General features: G+C 65.7%; 14 protein-coding genes. 5 read left to right on the forward strand and 9 right to left on the reverse strand.

Annotated features, from left to right (window positions below; all coding sequences use genetic code 11):
• Positions 1 to 64: 64 nt before the first annotated feature.
• Positions 65 to 1,450, forward strand: a complete 1,386-nt coding sequence (locus AC2YJX_RS13835; protein ID WP_487256331.1) for an FAD-binding oxidoreductase — start codon at positions 65 to 67, stop codon at positions 1,448 to 1,450.
• Between the two features lie 171 nt (positions 1,451 to 1,621).
• Here the strand turns inward: AC2YJX_RS13835 and AC2YJX_RS13840 are convergent, their stop codons facing one another.
• Positions 1,622 to 2,344, reverse strand: a complete 723-nt coding sequence (locus AC2YJX_RS13840) for an alpha/beta fold hydrolase (RefSeq protein ID WP_487256332.1) — start codon at positions 2,342 to 2,344, stop codon at positions 1,622 to 1,624.
• 181 nt (positions 2,345 to 2,525) lie between these two features.
• On the opposite strand from AC2YJX_RS13840, the gene AC2YJX_RS13845 reads away from it, so the two are divergent.
• From AC2YJX_RS13845 to AC2YJX_RS13855, 3 genes are all read left to right on the forward strand, one after another.
• Entirely contained in the window at positions 2,526 to 6,023 is a 3,498-nt protein-coding gene (locus AC2YJX_RS13845; protein WP_487256333.1) for a transglutaminase family protein, read from the forward strand.
• 159 nt (positions 6,024 to 6,182) lie between these two features.
• Positions 6,183 to 8,828 (forward strand): circularly permuted type 2 ATP-grasp protein, encoded by a 2,646-nt coding sequence (locus AC2YJX_RS13850; RefSeq protein WP_487256334.1) that lies wholly within the window; start codon positions 6,183 to 6,185, stop codon positions 8,826 to 8,828.
• Between the two features lie 2 nt (positions 8,829 to 8,830).
• A complete protein-coding gene (locus AC2YJX_RS13855) occupies positions 8,831 to 9,802 on the forward strand; it encodes a transglutaminase family protein (RefSeq protein WP_121505593.1) in 972 nt (323 codons plus the stop codon).
• Here the strand turns inward: AC2YJX_RS13855 and AC2YJX_RS13860 are convergent.
• From AC2YJX_RS13860 to AC2YJX_RS13885, 6 genes are all read right to left on the reverse strand, one after another.
• Positions 9,768 to 10,727, reverse strand: coding sequence for an alpha-E domain-containing protein (locus AC2YJX_RS13860; RefSeq protein WP_055395479.1), 960 nt, complete (start codon positions 10,725 to 10,727; stop codon positions 9,768 to 9,770). The genes AC2YJX_RS13855 and AC2YJX_RS13860 overlap by 35 nt on opposite strands.
• Positions 10,728 to 10,872: 145 nt before the next feature.
• Positions 10,873 to 12,048: a zinc-binding metallopeptidase family protein gene (locus AC2YJX_RS13865; protein ID WP_487256335.1), complete on the reverse strand. Its 1,176-nt coding sequence runs from the start codon at positions 12,046 to 12,048 to the stop codon at positions 10,873 to 10,875.
• 169 nt (positions 12,049 to 12,217) lie between these two features.
• On the reverse strand, positions 12,218 to 12,535 hold the full coding sequence (locus AC2YJX_RS13870) for a BON domain-containing protein (protein ID WP_055395483.1): 318 nt from the start codon (positions 12,533 to 12,535) through the stop codon (positions 12,218 to 12,220).
• A 109-nt stretch (positions 12,536 to 12,644) separates the two neighbouring features.
• Positions 12,645 to 13,037 (reverse strand): hypothetical protein, encoded by a 393-nt coding sequence (locus AC2YJX_RS13875; protein ID WP_055395485.1) that lies wholly within the window; start codon positions 13,035 to 13,037, stop codon positions 12,645 to 12,647.
• Between the two features lie 54 nt (positions 13,038 to 13,091).
• The gene (locus AC2YJX_RS13880; protein ID WP_010463174.1) at positions 13,092 to 13,256 is read right to left on the reverse strand and encodes a DUF1328 domain-containing protein; all 165 of its coding nucleotides are present in this window, start codon (positions 13,254 to 13,256) and stop codon (positions 13,092 to 13,094) included.
• Between the two features lie 198 nt (positions 13,257 to 13,454).
• On the reverse strand, positions 13,455 to 14,861 hold the full coding sequence (locus AC2YJX_RS13885) for a sensor histidine kinase (protein ID WP_121420923.1): 1,407 nt from the start codon (positions 14,859 to 14,861) through the stop codon (positions 13,455 to 13,457).
• A gap of 125 nt (positions 14,862 to 14,986) precedes the next feature.
• On the opposite strand from AC2YJX_RS13885, the gene AC2YJX_RS13890 reads away from it, so the two are divergent.
• Positions 14,987 to 15,619 carry a response regulator gene (locus AC2YJX_RS13890; RefSeq protein ID WP_010463169.1) on the forward strand — a complete coding sequence of 211 codons (633 nt, stop codon included), beginning with the start codon at positions 14,987 to 14,989 and terminating at the stop codon, positions 15,617 to 15,619.
• Between the two features lie 110 nt (positions 15,620 to 15,729).
• On the opposite strand, the gene AC2YJX_RS13895 is transcribed toward AC2YJX_RS13890, so the two are convergent.
• Positions 15,730 to 16,155: a response regulator gene (locus tag AC2YJX_RS13895; protein WP_055395489.1), complete on the reverse strand. Its 426-nt coding sequence runs from the start codon at positions 16,153 to 16,155 to the stop codon at positions 15,730 to 15,732.
• A 113-nt stretch (positions 16,156 to 16,268) separates the two neighbouring features.
• The gene (locus AC2YJX_RS13900; RefSeq protein WP_121420924.1) at positions 16,269 to 17,018 is read right to left on the reverse strand and encodes a HesA/MoeB/ThiF family protein; all 750 of its coding nucleotides are present in this window, start codon (positions 17,016 to 17,018) and stop codon (positions 16,269 to 16,271) included.
• Between the last annotated feature and the right edge of the window lie 61 nt (positions 17,019 to 17,079).

Here is a 17,079-nt window from a genome sequence, read left to right on the forward strand (position 1 = left end):
AGTGGCGCGCGGCAAGGGCTTTCTTTTGCCCAAAACGGCCACCAGCGGCCAAGGAGATACCGACATGACCACCACCGCCCATCAACTGCCCGACCTGCTGCCCGGCCTCGACTGGATCGCCGACCCGCTGCGCGTGGGCCGCCTCTCACAGGACTTTGCCTGGTTCAGCCCCGTGCTCAAGCGTGACCTGGCGGGCAAGCGCGGCGACATCGCCGTGCGCCCGCGCACCGAAGCAGAAATCCGCCAGGTGGTGGCCGCCTGCGCCAGCGCGGGCATTCCCCTCACCGTGCGCGGCAGCGGCACCGGCAACTACGGGCAAAGCACGCCGCTGCACGGCGGCGTGATCCTGGACCTGTCGGGCTACAACGCATTTGGCTGGGTGCGCGGCGGTGTGGGCCGCGCGCAGTCGGGCATCCGGCTGGCAGACTTTGATGCGCAGGCCAAGCCCCATGGGCAAGAGCTGCGCTGGCTGCCCAGCACCTACCGCAGCGCCACGCTGGGCGGGCTGTTTGGCGGCGGCTTTGGGGGGGCAGGCTCCATCAACCACGGCCCGCTGGCCGCGCCTGGCAACGTGCTGGCCGTGCGTGCGATGACGGTGGAGCCCGAACCGCAGATCATCGAACTGCACGGCCCCGAAGCCATGCTGCAGCACCACACCTACGGCACCAACGGCATCGTGCTGGAGCTGGAAGTGGCCCTGACCCCTGCCGTGGAGTGGACCGAATGCATCGCTACCTTCGACAAGTTTGACGACGCGCTGGAATTTGCCGACCGCTTTGGCAGCGCCCCCGGGCTGGAGAAAAAGGAGGTGTGTTTTCTGGCCGCACCCATCCCGCAATACTTCACCAGCCTGGCCGAGCACTTGCCCGCCGACCAGCACGCGGTGCTGATGCTGGTAGCCCCGCACTCCGAAGCCGGCATGCGCGATATGGTGGCTCAGCACGGCGGCCAGATTACCTACCGCAAGACCGCCGACGAAGTGGCCGGCAGCCACAAGACGCTGCTCGAATACACCTGGAACCACACCACCCTGCACGCCCTCAAGGTGGACAAGGGCCTGACTTACATCCAGAGCGGCTTCAACCCCATGCACCGCCTCAAGCAGGTGAAGGCGCTGGAGGCAGCGCTGAAGGGCGAGGTGATGATGCACCTGGAATTCTTGCGCACCAAGGAAGGCGCCTTCAACTGCAGCGGCCTGCAGATCATCCGCTACACCACCGAAGAACGCCTGAACCAGATCATGCAGATCTACCGCGACCACGGCGTGCAGATCAACAACCCGCATGTGTACATCGTAGAAGACGGCAAGCAGAACAACCTGGACCCGGCCGTGGTGGGCATGAAGCGCCGCTTCGACCCGCAGGGCCTGCTCAACCCCGGCAAGCTGCGCAGCTGGTATGCGGAAACACAACTGGCGCCCGAGACAAAGCCAGCGCGACAAACTGCCTGAGAGCGCCTCACAAACTTCCCTGGCGTCGTTGTCCCACCTTGCCGTACTCCTTGTACTGCCTGAGGCCGAACGCCTAGGGATGGCCGTTTCGCTGAGTTTTTTGAGCCGCTCTAAGTCCATCCCGCCCACCACTGCGCCCTCGTCCACAAGGCGAGAGGAAGGAAGCTCAGGTCAGATCCATCCGCTGCGCGCCAACCACTGCACCAGCAGCCGTGTCACCGTTTCAGGTTGCTCCATGGTCAGCATGTGGCCGCTGTCCGGCAAGAGGTGGTGCTCAGCACCGGGCACCAGCGCCGCAATCTCAGCCGAACATTCGGGCGGCGTGAGCTGGTCAGCCTCGCCGCATACCACCAGCACCGGGCAGACCACGCCGGGCAGGTGCTGGCGGGCATCGGGCCGATGGATGACGGCGCGGTTCTGGCGAACCAGGTGGGAGGCGCCTGCGTCCAGCACAAAGTCGAGATAGGCCTGCACCAGCTCAGGCCGCGTGGCGTTGTCAGGATGAAAGGCAAAGGCCACGTTGGGCTCGATCACTTCGCGCAGGCGGCCTTGTTCAAAGAGTTCGATAGCGGCTTCGCGCAGCGCCCGCATATCCGGCGTCTCGGGCCGCGCGGTGGTGCCCAGCAGCGCGAGCCCGGCCACACGCTCCGGCGCTTGGCGCGCGGCTTCCATGGCGATCATGCCGCCCATCGATGCACCGGCCAGCACCAGTGGCCCCGCGTGCTGTGCCAGCAGCCGGGCGGCAAAGTCCTCGATGGTGTGCAGACCCACATCCTGGTGGGCCGTGGCGACAGCGGGGCGCAGCGCGGCGGGCAGCAGCGGCAGCACGCCGCGCCACATGCGTTCATCGGCCGCGAGGCCGGGCAGGAGCAGAAGTTGGGGGGAATGGGACATGGGTGAATCAGGGCATCACCAAGTTGGTGCGCGATAAGCTAGAGAGAGAGAGAGAGAGAGAGAGAGAGACAGCCCCAGCAGCGGGGCACGGACCGCACATTGTGAACAGCCGATGACCGCTTGTCACCGCCCTTGGAATAGTTGCCCGCGATGGCTCGGGACTTGCTAGCATGGCCTGCATATGCCTATCCACGCCGCGCTCCACCACGTCACGCACTACCAATACGACCGGCTGGTCGGCCTCGGGCCACAGACTATCCGATTGCGGCCCGCGCCCCACTGCCGCAGCAATGTGATTTCGTACTCGCTCAAGGTCGAGCCCGCGCAGCACTTTATCAACTGGCAGCAGGACCCGTTTGCCAACTACCAGGCGCGGCTGGTCTTCCCCGAGAAGACGCGCGAGTTCAAGGTCACGGTGGACCTGGTGGTGGAAATGGCGGTGTACAACCCCTTCGACTTCTTCCTGGAGCCCGAGGCCGAGAACATCCCGTTCAACTACAGCAGCGATGTGCAGCAGGAGCTGGCACCGTACCTGGCCACCGACCCGATGACACCGCTGGTGCAGGCCTATCTGGACAAGGTGGACCGCAGCAAGCAGCGCACCATCGATTTCCTTGTCAAGCTCAACCAGCAGGTCTCGCAAGACATCCGCTACCTGATCCGCATGGAACCCGGCGTGCAGACGCCCGAGGAGACGCTGCAAAAGGCCAGCGGCTCGTGCCGCGACTCGGGCTGGCTGCTGGTGCAGCTGCTGCGCCACCTGGGGCTGGCGGCGCGGTTTGTGTCGGGCTACCTGATCCAGCTCACGCCCGACGTGAAGGCGCTCGATGGCCCCAGCGGCACCGACCACGACTTCACCGACCTGCACGCCTGGTGCGAGGTCTACCTGCCCGGCGCGGGCTGGATCGGCCTGGATGCCACCAGCGGCCTGATGGCGGGCGAGGGCCATATCCCGCTGGCCTGCACACCCCAGCCCTCGGGGGCCGCGCCGATTGAAGGCGGCGTGGACAAGGCCGAGGTGGAGTTCAGCCACGAGATGCGCGTGACGCGCATCTTTGAATCGCCCCGCGTGACCAAGCCCTACACCGAAGCCCAGTGGCGGGCCGTGCTGGCGCTGGGCGAGCGGGTGGACGCCGACCTTGTGGCGGGCGATGTGCGCCTGACCATGGGCGGCGAGCCCACCTTTGTGGCCGTGGGCGACCGCGACGCGCCGGAGTGGAACACCGACGCCCTGGGCCCCACCAAGCGCGGTTTTGCCACCGAGCTGGTGCACAAGCTGCGCGCCGAATACGGCCAGGGCGGCTTCCTGCACTTTGGCCAGGGCAAGTGGTACCCGGGTGAGCAGTTGCCGCGCTGGGCACTGTCGATCTGCTGGCGCGCCGACGGCCAGCCCGCGTGGCAGAACCCCGCGCTGTTTGCTGACGAACGCAACCCCTCGCACTACACCAGCGCCGACGCCGAACGTTTTGTGCGCCACCTCACGCGCAAGCTGGGCATCACCGACCGCTACATCCAGCCCGGTTATGAAGACACCTTCTACTACCTGTGGCGCGAGCGGCGCCTGCCGGTCAACGTGGACCCGTTTGACGCGCGCCTGGACGATGAGCTGGAGCGCGCACGCCTTCGCCGCGTGTTCGAGCAAAAACTCGACAGCGTGGTGGGCTACGTGCTGCCGCTGCAGGCAGGCGAAGGCGCTGGCACGCTGGTGGGCAGCGTGTGGAGCACCGGGCCGTGGTTCTTCCGCGATGACCGCATGCTGCTCATCCCCGGCGATTCGCCCATGGGCTACCGCCTGCCGCTGGACGCCCTGCCCTGGGTGAAGGCGTCGGACACCGATCACCTGATCGCGCAAGACCCGACTGCACCCCAGGGCCCGCTGGCCGCTGCCGCCACGCTGCGTGCGCGGTATTCCGTTCCAGCGGGCCCTGTCACCGGCGACCGCGACCTGCCCTACCTGGCGGGCGCCACCGCACCGGGCGAGGCACGCCGCATGGCGCAAGGCACTGCGGGCGGCGACCACGCGCGCCAGGCAGGGCAGCCCGACCCCCATGCGGGCGTGCAGCCCCCGGGCAAGTTCCAGTCGGCCGCAGGCCTGTCACGCACCGCCCTGTGCGTGGAGGTGCGCGACCCGCGCCGCGCCAGCGGCCCCAAGGCGGAGAAGGTGGGCGAGAAGTACGGCGTTTTGTACGTGTTCATGCCGCCCCTGGCACGCCTGGACGACTACCTGGACCTGCTGGCCGCCATCGAAGCCACGGCCGAAGAGCTGGGCATGAAGATCGTGCTCGAAGGCTACCCGCCCCCGCGCGACGCACGCCTGAAGGTGCTGGCAGTCACGCCCGACCCGGGCGTGATCGAAGTGAACATCCACCCCTCCAGCCATTGGAAGGAGCTGGTGCAGCACACCGAGTTTCTGTACCAGGCCGCGTGGGAGACGCGCCTGTCGGCCGAGAAGTTCATGACCGATGGCCGTCACACCGGCACCGGCGGCGGCAACCATTTTGTGATGGGCGGCGCCACACCGGCCGACTCGCCGTTCTTGCGCAAGCCCGAGCTGCTGGCCAGCCTGCTGCTGTACTGGCACAACCACCCCAGCCTGAGCTACCTGTTCAGCGGCCTGTTCATCGGCCCCACCAGCCAGTCGCCGCGCGTGGACGAGGCGCGCAACGACCAGCTGTATGAGCTGGAGATCGCACTGCGCGAGATCGAATCCAACCGCGCCCTGTACGGCCAGGACATGCCGCCCTGGCTGGTGGACCGCACGCTGCGCAACATCCTGGTGGACGTGACGGGCAATACCCACCGCAGCGAGTTTTCCATCGACAAGATGTTCTCGCCCGACAGCAGCACCGGTCGCCTGGGCCTGCTGGAGCTGCGCGCGTTCGAGATGCCGCCCCACGCCCACATGAGCGTGGTGCAGCAGCTGCTGCTGCGCGCCCTGATCGCCCGCTTCTGGAAGGCGCCCTACCGCGCGCCCGCCGCCCGCTGGGGCACCGAGCTGCACGACCGCTGGATGCTGCCCACCTTCATCCAGCAGGACATGCACGACGTGATGGCCGAGATGAACACTGCAGGCTACGCGTTCGACCCCGCCTGGTTTGCGCCACAGTTCGAATTCCGCTTCCCCATGGTCGGCACCGTCCAATCGATGGGCGTGGAGCTGACCCTGCGCAACGCGCTGGAGCCCTGGCATGTGATGGGCGAGGAAGGCTCTGCGGGCGGCACCGTGCGCTATGTGGACTCGTCGCTGGAGCGCATCGAGGTGCGCGTGACGGGCATGAACGAAAGCCGCCATGTGGTCACCGTCAACGGCCAGCCGCTGCCGCTGCAAAGCACGGGCACGACCGGCGAATTTGTGGCCGGTGTGCGCTACAAGGCCTGGAACCCGCCCTCGGCCTTGCACCCGACCATTGGCGCCCATGCGCCGCTCACGTTCGACATCGTGGACACCTGGATGAACCGCTCGCTCGGCGGCTGCCAGTACCACGTGGCGCACCCGGGCGGGCGCAACTACGACACCTTCCCGGTCAACGCGTATGAGGCCGAAAGCCGCCGCCTGGCGCGCTTCTCGCGCATGGGCCACACGCCGGGCAGGCTGGCGGTGCCGCCCGCGACCATTGAACTGCCGGGCAGCCGGGAGTTTCCGTTCACGCTGGATCTGCGGCGAAAGATGCGGAGGTAGAGAAGCCCCCCTGAGTCGCTGCGCGCCTTCCCCCCAGGGGGACGACGCCCTTGCTGCGGGGCGGCCCTTGCTTGGCGTCTCTGGCATCGGCCCCGCCAGTTTCGACGGTGCGGGTTACCCGCAGAGTGTTGTCGACCAAATGCCCGAAAATCGAGCGCAGTGAACCACCTCAACGACAGCCTCCCCACCCCCGACCCTTCTGACAGCGCAGCCCAGTTGGCGGCTGCACTGGCGCCCGCTGCGGCGGCCGGGCATTTTGACGAGCTGCGGGGTGCCAGCGTGGCGGACGCCCCCGGCGCTGTCACTGCATCGGCCACTCCCAAATCAATAGCAAACAAGCCAGATATCACTGGCGCCTGGGCCCAATTCTTTGATCAATTGGGGCCCGAGGGCTTCCAGGACCTGGACCGGCGCATGCAAAGCCTGCAGCGCCAGGTGCGCGACAACGGCATCACCTACAACGTCTATGCCGACGCCGACGGCCCGCAGCGGCCCTGGTCGGTGGATCTGTTCCCGCTGATCCTCTCGCAGGGCGACTGGGCACACATCGAGCGCGGTGTGCTGCAACGCGCGCGCCTGCTCAACCGCGTGATGGCCGACGTGTATGGCCCGCAGGAGCTGCTGCGCAAAGGCCTGCTGCCCAGCGCGCTGGTGCAGGGCCACCCGGGCTACCTGCGCGCCATGCATGGCGTGCAGCCCGTGGGCGGCACCCATTTGCACATCGCGGCGTTCGACATGGCGCGCGACGCGCAGGGCGACTGGTGGGTGGTGACGCAGCGCACGCAGGCGCCCTCAGGCCTGGGATATTTGCTGGAGAACCGGCTGCTCATCTCGCGCCTGTTCCCCGAGGCGTTCAGCCAGATGCATGTGCAGCGCCTGGCCGCCACCTACCGCGCACTGCTCGACGGACTGCGGCAGATGAGCCCGGCGGGGGCGGATGCGCGCATCGTGCTGCTCACGCCCGGCCCGTACAACGAGACCTACTTTGAGCACGCGTACCTGGCGCGCTACCTGGGTCTGACGCTGGTCGAGGGCAACGACCTCACCGTGCGCGACGCGCGCCTGTACCTCAAGACGCTGCATGGCCTGCAGCCGGTGCACGGCATCCTCAAGCGCCTGGACGACGAGTTTCTGGACCCGCTGGAGCTGCGCAGCGACTCGCGCCTGGGCGTGCCCGGCCTGCTGCAGGCCATCCGTGCGGGCAACGTGCTGGTGGCCAATGCGCCGGGCTCGGCGTTCCTCGAATCGTCGGCGCTGCTGGGCTTCATGCCTGCGCTGTCGCGCCACCTGCTGGGCGAAGAGCTGGCCCTGCCGTCGCTGCCCACCTGGTGGTGTGGCGAGCGCTCGGCCATGCAGGCGGTGCTGCCGCAGCTCGCGCACAGCGTGATCCGCCCCACCTGGCCCATGGCGCAGCGCGTGCCCGTGCTGGGCGGTGCGCTGTCGGCGCAAGACCTGGCGCAGTGGTCCGCACGCATCGAAGCCCAGGGCGACGAATACACCGTGCAGGCCCACCTGCCGCTGTCGCAAATGCCCACCTGGCGCAGTGAAGCCGCAGAAGGTGCGGGCCAGGGCGGCAGCCCCATCGCCCCCCGCTCGGTGATGCTGCGCGTGTTTGCGGTGTGCGACGGCCCCGGCTCGTGGCGCGTGTTGCCGGGCGGGCTGGCCCGCCTGGCCCAGGGCGACAGCGGCATTACATCCATGCAGCGCGGCGGCAGCAGCGCCGATGTATGGGTGCAGACAGATGGCCCCGTGGACACCACCACGCTGCTGGCCCACAACCAGGCCGCGCCCGCCGTGGTGCACCGCAGCCGCCAGGTGACCAGCCGCGCGGCCGAAAACCTGTTCTGGCTGGGTCGCTACACCGAACGCACCGAGAACGTCACGCGCCTGGCGCGCATCACGCTGCAATGCCTCAATGGGGAGGACCAGACCTCGCAGCCGCTGCTGACCTGGCTGAGCGCCATGGGCGTGAGCCAGGGGCTGGTGCTACCGACCGTGCCTGCGGCCGGGCAGGCACGGCGCGTGTTCGAGCGCTCGCTGATCGCCGGGCTGACGCAGCCCGCGCAGGTGACCAGCGTGGGCTACAACCTGCGCGGCATCCTGGGTGCGGCCTCGGCCGTGCGCGACCGTTTGTCGCAGGAACACTGGAACCTCATCGTGCGCGCCGAGGCGGAGTTTTTTGCGCCCCGCACAGGAGCCGAAGACGACGGCGACTATTCGCCGCTGGACGCGCTGCGCCAGCTGGAAGGCCTGAGCGGCCACACCGCAGCCATGACGGGCCAGCAGACCGACCGCATGACCCGCGACGACGGCTGGCGCCTGCTGTCCATCGGGCGCCACCTGGAGCGCCTGGGCTTTCTGGCCTCGGCGCTGGAAAGTGGCCTGCAGACCGGCGCCGTGCACGATGAGGGCGGCTTCGAGGCCATGGTGGCGCTGTTTGACAGCACCATCACCTTCCACGCGCAGTACCAGCAGCGGCGCGACATGCCCGCCCTGCTGGACCTGCTGGTGATCGACCGCGACAACCCCCGCTCGCTGGCCTGGGTCGCACAGACGCTGCGCGGGCGCATTGCCAAGATCGAAGCGACCGCCGGTACGCCCTGCGAATCCGCCGCCACGGGCATCCCCGAAGCGTCCGACCTGTCGCTGGTGGCCCTGTGCGCACAGGACGCCGAAGGCCGCCATGCCACTCTGGAGGAATATCTGGGCCGGTGTGTGCGGGGTGTGATGGGCTTGTCGGATGTGCTGGCCACGCGCTACTTCACGCATTCGGCGGATGCACTTCGGCACAGCGTAGGAGCTTGACCATGAAGCTGCGCGTCATCCACGAAACGGTGTACCACTACAGCCCGGCGGTGCAGAACGCCCAGCACATGGCCCATCTGCGTCCGCGCACCGGTGTGGTGCAGCGTGTGCTGACCCACAGCCTGCAGGTGGACCCCGCCCCAACACAGTGCAACATGGTGCAGGACGTGTTTGGCAACACCCGCGCGTTCTTCAGCCTGCCGTTCACCCACGAGCAACTGCGGGTGCGCGCCGAAAGCCTGCTGGAGACCCTGCCCGTGCCCGCCGCACCGCCCGGCGAGCCCTGGGAGGCCGTGCGCGAGCGCCTGGGTTATCGGCGCGGCCAGCCCTACCACGCGGCCACCGAGTTCAGCTTTGCGTCGCCCTATATTCCCCGGCATGCCGACTTCGTGGCCTATGCCGCCGAGAGCTTTGCACCCGGCCGCCCGCTGATGCAGGCCGCCCGCCACCTGATGTCGCGCATCCATGCCGACTTTGCCTACACCGCCAACGCCACCGACGCGGGCACGCCCGCGCTCGAATCGTTGCGGCTGCGCCGGGGCGTGTGCCAGGACTTTGCCCACGTGATGATCGGCTGCCTGCGCAGCCTGGGCCTGGCGGCGCGGTATGTGAGCGGCTACCTGCTGACCGAGCCCCCGCCCGGACAACCCCGGCTGGTGGGGGCCGATGCCTCGCACGCCTGGGTGTCGGTGTGGTCACCGGCAGCCGACGAAAGTAATGGCGCATCAGGCGACAACACCTGGTTTGACCTGGACCCCACCAACGACCGCGCGGCGGGCGAGGACTACGTGACCCTGGCCATCGGCCGCGATTTTTCGGATGTGTCGCCGCTGCGCGGCGTGATCCACGGCGGCGACCACCATGTGCTGCAGGTGGGCGTGACGGTGGAGCCGGTGCCGGCCGCTATGGCCGCTGCGCCAGACGCACCAGATACACCCCTCACACCGCCGCAGGCACCAGAAAGTCCCGGCTGATCCTGGCACCCAGGTCGTTCACCCTCTCCAGGAACTGGGTGAGGTAAGCATGCAGTCCATGGGTCAGGATTTCATCGATGCGTGCGAACTTCAGGTGCGCCAGCAGCCGCCCCGCGTGCCGCTGGGTCTCGGCCGACTGGCCGCTGCCCAGCATGTCGAGGTTGCCCAGCACCTCTTTCATGCAAGCGTGCAGTGAGCGGGGCATGTCGGCCCGCAGGATCAGCAGTTCGGCCACACGTTCGGGCGTGATCACGTCGCGGTACACCTTGCGGTAGGTCTCGAAGCCCGACACGCTGAGCAAGATGGCGCTCCAGTGGTAGAAGTCGTAGTCTTGGTCCTGCGCCGTGGCCGCGCCCATGAAGTCGCTCTGCACCGCGTGAAACTTCACATCCAGCAGCCGCGCCGTGTTGTCGGCCCGCTCCAGAAAGGTGCCCAGGCGCATGAAGTGCAGCGCCTCGTCCTGCAGCATGGTGCCCACTGTCACACCCCGCGAGAGGTGCGAGCGGAACTTCACCCATTCGAAGAATCGCGCCGGGTCCTGCTCCAGTGCACCGCTGGCGATCAAGCGGTTCACTTCGAGCCAGGTCTGGTTCTGGATCTCCCAGGCCTCGGTGTTGAGCGCACCGCGTACGGCCCGCGCGTTCTCGCGCGCGGCCTGAAGACAGGCCAGAATGGACGAGGGGTTGGAAGGGTCCTTGACCATGAAGTCCAGCACCTTGGCAGGGGTCACTTCGCCATGCTGGGCGGTGTAGGCGGGCAGCAGCTCGCTGATGGACAGCAGCCCTTGCCAGCCCTGCTTGGCGACCTCGGTCGATTGCGGCAGCAGCGCGCTCTGGTAATTCACATCCAGCATGCGCGCCGTATTTTCGGCGCGCTCGGTATAGCGTGCCATCCAGAAAAGATGGTCAGCGGTGCGGCTCAGCATGGTCGCGCCCTCCCTTGGCGTCGTGTGTGGCTCGGTACTGGCTGCTCAAGGGGTTTCAATAACCCCATGGCAGACACCTAGCAAGTTCCAGGCCGCCACCCTTGTCGCTCTTTGATGCAGGCAAAAAACCAAGGAAAAAATGGCGCTATCGCACGTCCTTGCTGGTTGTTTTGCTACTTTTTTTGACATTTTGTTTGGGAGCCGGTGCGGGCTGCGGAGCCGGAGCAGCGACTGGGGCGGGCCGCCGGGCGGCTTCGCGCACCACGTCATGCACAAACCGCAGTTTGGCCAGCACCTCGCCTGCCAGCGCAAACGGATAGGCATCTGGCTGCCCCAAGCTGCGGGTGAGGCTGTTGAGTAGCAGTGTCAGCGGCACCAGGTGCTGCACCATCGACTGGAAATCAGGCGCCGGGCTGGCAAACGGGTCGATGGCGCTGCTGCGCTGCGCCCCATAAATGCCCGGGATCGTGACCTCGGTCGCGTAGCTGGCCGACGTCTCCAGCAGATCGATCATGTGCAGGTAATGGGCCCATGTTTCGGCCCAGTCTTCCCAGGGGTGGGCAGCGGCATAGGCGCTGACATGGTGGTCGGCCCAGTCGCCCAGGTCGTTGCCCTTGGCGTAGTGAGCCTCCAGCGCGGCAGCGTAGTCCTGGCGCTCATCGCCAAACATCTGGCGAAAATCTTCCAGGCGGCCACCGTCGCGCACCAGCTGGTCCCAATAAAAATGGCCGGACTCATGCCGCAGGTGGCCAATCAGCGTGCGGTAGGGCTCACCCAGCGCGATGCGGCGGCGTGCGCGCTCATCGTCATCGGCCTCGGCCACATTCAGCGTAATCGTTCCGCTGTGGTGGCCCGTCAACACCGGCGGACCACCGGGCACCTCGGCCAGAAATTCAAAAACGGGTCCGGTGCGCCCGGGGGCGGGCTCCAGGCCCAGGCGGGCCAGGCTGTAGAACAGGCGCCGCTTGGCGGCCTCGATCTGCATCCAGCGGCCCATGTTCGCGGGCTCCGACAGATCGGGCAACACCCGGGTCTGGCGGCACGATACACACAGTTCCGCATAGTCGTTGGCAGGCACGGCAAAGTTGCAGGCCTGGTGTTCGGTATGGTTGCGGCACATACGGTACAAGCGACCGCTGTAATCCGAGCCACCGCGCCCGCCCCGGCGGCGCCACAGGTCGGCGCCATCCTGCGGCGCAGGCGCCAGGGCCGCGATGGTCAACACATCGGGCAAAAATGCCAGCGCGCTGCCACAGTGCAGACACTGCACGCTGTCGAAAAAAACCAGATGACCGCAATGGTCGCAATTGAATACCCGCATGGTGTGGAGCTTATACCCGGTGGGGTGTGGCAAACGAGCAAGACCCAGGGGTATGCCTGCTGGCGCCCCATGAAAAAAGCAGGCTCCAGGAGGTACCCGGAGCCTGCTCAGCGGTCAGTGCCTATGCGCTACCGGCAGGAAGCCCGCAGCGCAATGTTCAGGCATCCGGTCAGGGACGAACCACGATGCTGTTGCGCACTTCACGCACATTCTTGGTGTTGCGTGCGATGGCTTCAGCCTGGTTCTTTTCAGCTTGCGACTTGGCAAAGCCCGAGAGCTGCACCGTGCCGTTGAGCGTTTCCACGCTGATCGACGTGGCGGAGACGGATTTGTCTTCAGCCATTTTTGCCTTGACGGCGGTGGTGATGCCGGCGTCATCTACATAGGCGCCAACGGTCTGTTGTTCACGGGCCACCGAGCAGCCCGTGGCCGTGATGATGGTGATGCCAGCGACAGCGGCAAAGGCGAGTGCACGTGCGTATTTCATGGTGTTGTCCTTGTTTGAAAATGGTTGGGAACGCGGGTGCTGGAAGATTGCAATCTGCCGGTCTGTTGCACCCTCCGCGACCGGCGGACTGTAGGGATAGAGACAGGCTTCAGTAGGCGTGCTTGCGGCGCGACATCCAGAGCACCAGGGTTGCGAGCACGGCACCCGATGCTGCGGCGATCACCATCGATTTGCCGGGTTGCTCCGCCACATACTTGGTGGTGGCGTCTGCTGCATGCTGCATCTGGCGACGGGCACGGGCACTGGTTTCTGCGCAATAGCCGATGCTGCGGGCTGCCAGATCCTGGGCACGCGCTGCCAAGTCGTCAATGACGGGGTCGGTCTGGCTGCGGAGGGCACGTACGCCTTCTTCGGCTTTTTCCAGCGAGGTGTTGGCGGCCGTGCGGGTGGACTGCACGGCGTCTTGGGCGCTTTGCAGCACATCATCTGCGAGATGGCGTGCGCCGTTGGCAACTTTGTCGGTAGCGGTCTGGATACTCATGCGGAAACTCCTTGAAGGGGTGGATGCGGAATGCTTGGTTTCACGGCCGGGGCGTCAGCCCTTTTTGAGCAGACCCAGTACAAAGGTCACAACCGCCATGATGACGAACACGAAGAACAGAATCTTGGCGATGCCCACGGCACCGGCAGCAATACCGCCAAAGCCGAACAGGGCTGCGATCAGCGCGATCACCAGAAAAACAACTGCGTAGTGCAACATTTCTTTCTCCTTCTCCTCTTGAGGGGGCCGGTTGCCGGCGGGTGGGTTGGCACATGAATTTCAGCGCCTGGAATCCACTGTAAGGAGCATGGAGAGTCAAAGATGCCGGTGCCCGGCGCGCAAGCCTGTCGGCGGTGCAGCGGGCCGCCTGTAGGACGGCGCGCTGCGGCTCGCTATCCCTGGCCCAAGGCCGCCAGGTCAAGCGGCCAGAGAGGGCGGCTGCGACGACGCCTCGGCGCCATGGCGCTGCAGCGGGAGCACGGCAGAGACCAGGGTGCCGTTGCCCGGGCGCGAGGTGATGGACAGCCTGCCGCCCGCAGACTCCACGCGGTGGCGCATTCCCGACAGCCCGTGCGAGGTAGGACGCACCGTGGCGGGATCGAACCCCTCGCCATCGTCGCGCACCTGAACTGCCACATGCGTGGGGTAACCGTGTACCGACACCAGCACCTTGCTGGCTTTGGCGTATTTGCCGATGTTGGTCAACGCCTCCTGCACCATGCGGTACACCGTGAGTTGCGAGGCATCAGGCAACTGCACGGATTCCAGGCTCGTTTCCACTTCGATACCTGCGCGTTCGGCATATTCGCGGGTGAGGATCTCGATCGCGGCCGTCAGTCCGAGGTTGGAGAGCGATGAGGGCCGCAGGTCTTCAATGATGCGGCGCTTGAGCGCAATACCGCTGTTGAGCGTTTCGGTCAGGTGCTTGAGCCGCTCTGCCACCTCGGGGGCGTTGGCGTCGATCCTGGACTTGAGCCGCGCAACATCCAGCTTGGCCGCAGTGAGCAGTGCACCCAGCTCATCGTGCAGCTCGCGCGCAAGGTGCCCACGCTCATCTTCACGTACTTGCTGCAGATGGTTTGCCAGCTCGGAAAGAGTTGCGGTACGGGCCTTTACAAGGCCTTCCAGGCGGTCCCGTTCGCGCTCCAGCAGGGCCTGTTCGCGCTGGTTGACGACCTGCAGCGCCTGCGCCTGGCGCAGATACATGTAGAACGCCAGCAAGCCAATGACCGTCACCGTGGCAATGCCAATGCGCGACAGCATGAGCGACTGCTCGATCTGGTCCTGGCCTTGTTTCACGTGCATGTCGCTGCGGGCAATCAACTCCAGCGCGTGCTTGCGGATGGCCTCCATATGCTCCTTGCCCACATCGGTATGCAGGATGAACTTCCAGGCATCTTCATTGCCCTGCCGGCGCAAACGCAGGCTCAGTTCCATCTCCGCGAGCTTGCGGGATATCTGCCGCGACAGCAGCGCAAATTCCTGCATGTCTTCGGGGGCATCCATGAACAGCCCGCGCAAGCCGTCCAGGTTGGTCTGCACGGTAGCCACCGCCTTGTCGTATGGCTCCAGATAAGTCTCGTTGCCGGTGAGCAGATAGCCACGCTGCCCGGTTTCTGCGTCCAGCATGCTCTGCAGCAACAGGTTGACGGCCTTGCGCGTGTTCTGACCGTGGCTCATCTGCTCCACCGCATCTTGTGAGCGCATGTGACCCGTTTCGTTGATACCCACCAGCACCATGGCCGCCAGCAACGCCATGGGCAGGCTCAAGGCCATCTTGCGGACCTTGGGCAGCCAGATGCGGGTGTTTTCTTTAAGACTCATACGCGGTATTCTGGATAATGTGTGAAGACCCGGGTACCACCCTGCCAACAGGGATGACGTGCCGGATAAGCTTTCCAACCAACAAACATCAGGAGCGGCATCACCGCCCTGCGAAAGAAAGATCGATGATCAAGATTGGCATTGTGGATGACCACGCGATAGTTCGTTCCGGGCTGCGGCAGTTCCTGTCCGAGCATGTGGATCTGCGGGTGGAGGGTGAGGCCTCCAACGGCCGTGAAGCCATCGACCTGGTGCGCAACAAGGAAATTGATGTCCTGCTCATGGACCTGTCGATGCCCGGACAGAGCGGGCTGGATGCGCTGGCCATGCTGCGGGCCAAGGCCCCGGACATGGGCATCCTGATTCTGAGCGGCTACCCCGAAGAGCACTATGCGATCAACCTGATCCGCCAGGGCGCGAGCGGCTACCTGAACAAGGAGTGCGAACCCTCTGAAATCGTGGAGGCGATCCGTACCATTGCGCTGGGCCGCCGCTACCTGACGCCTGCCGTGGCCGAACTGCTGGCCCAGCAACTCAATCGCAAGGACGACGCACCGCCCCACGAGCAGTTGTCGGAACGCGAGTTCCAGGTGTTCCTCAAGCTGGCCAAGGGAGAGACGGCAGGCGATATCGCCAAGGCCTTGTCGCTCAGCGTCAAGACGGTGAGCACCTACCGCACGCGATTGATGGAGAAGATGAGCCTGTCGTCCAACAGCGATCTGACCTACTACGCGCTCAAGAATCGCTTGATTGACTGACATGGAGCAGTGGCCTCAGTCCGGGGTCATTGGGCCTGACTCAGCCCGCTGGCGAGAAGAGTAGAAAATAAAAAACCCCGCCGCGCGCACCCGCGCTGCAGGGCGCAGCATCACAGCGAATGGCCAGGCGACGACAGGGACTGGCCAGCTTCCATCCCCGCAGGACTGCTGCTGTGCTGGATGCAGTAGTCCACCAGCGCATCAATTTCGTTGGATTTGTCGAAGACCGCATCCACCCCAAGCTGTGCACAACGCATGCGCACATCGGGTGTCGCGTAGTTGCTCAGCACCACCATCTTCTGGCCAGGGCGGCGCGAGCGGCATGCTGCCAGGACCCCCAGCCCACTGCCTTGGCGCAGAAAAAGATCCACTATTGCCAGATCCCACTGCTCACCATGGGTGGCGAGCCAGTTCTTGCCCTCGTCCTCGGTCTCAGCGACCCCTACCGCCTCTACGGACGCCAACTCTTCGAGCGTCCCGATCAGGTTCTCTCGAATGGTGGCGTTGTCTTCAACGATATAGGTGCGGAGTTTCACAGAAGGGTCCCGTTTCACTACCAACGCACATTTACGCTGGTCGAGCCTCAAATTTAGTGGCTCAGCTGAGCGGATTCTGCCAGCCGCTGCACGCGGACGCTGTAGGAGTAATCCTACCGAGCAACACACACCGTGCAGTGCGGCGCACGCGCCACGTTCATCATGCTCCATTCCATGGACCGTCCATCCAGCATCAACAGACGCCCAGCCAGTGACGTCCCGATGCCTGCAAGCAGCTTGAGCGCCTCGGCCGCCTGCAGGGCACCCACCACGCCCACCAGCGGGGCAAACACGCCCATGGTGGAGCAACGCACCTCTTCAAAATCCGCCTCAGGCGGAAAAATACAGGCGTAACAGGGCGACGCAGCCTGGCGCGGGTCCACCACCGTGATCTGGGCATCAAAGCGGATGACGGCCCCCGCAACAAGGGGCTTGCGATGGCGCACACAGGCCGCATTGACGGCGTGGCGTGTTGCGTAGTTGTCGCTGCAATCGAGCACCACGCAGGCGTCTTGCACCAGGGTATCGAGCACAGCGGCATCTGCGCGCGCCTGGAGCACGGTTACCTGCACTTCGGGGTTGATAGCTGCCATGGCGCTGGCTGCAGACGCCACCTTGGGCTGGCCGACGCGCGCGGTGGTGTGTGCGATTTGGCGTTGCAGGTTGGTCAGGTCCACCACATCGTCGTCCACCAGGGTGATGTGCCCCACACCGGCAGACGCCAGGTACAGCGCGGCAGGCGAGCCCAGGCCACCCGCACCGATGATGAGGGCATGGGACGCCAGCACCTGCTCCTGCCCCTCGATGCCCATCTCATCGAGCAGGATGTGGCGGGAGTACCGCAGGAGCTGGTCATCGGTCATGGCGATAGTCTCAAGAAAAGAAGAGCAAGAAGGACAAGAAAAAAGGCCGGACTTCGCTGGA

This window comes from Acidovorax sp. SRI_002 (genome assembly GCF_057586455.1).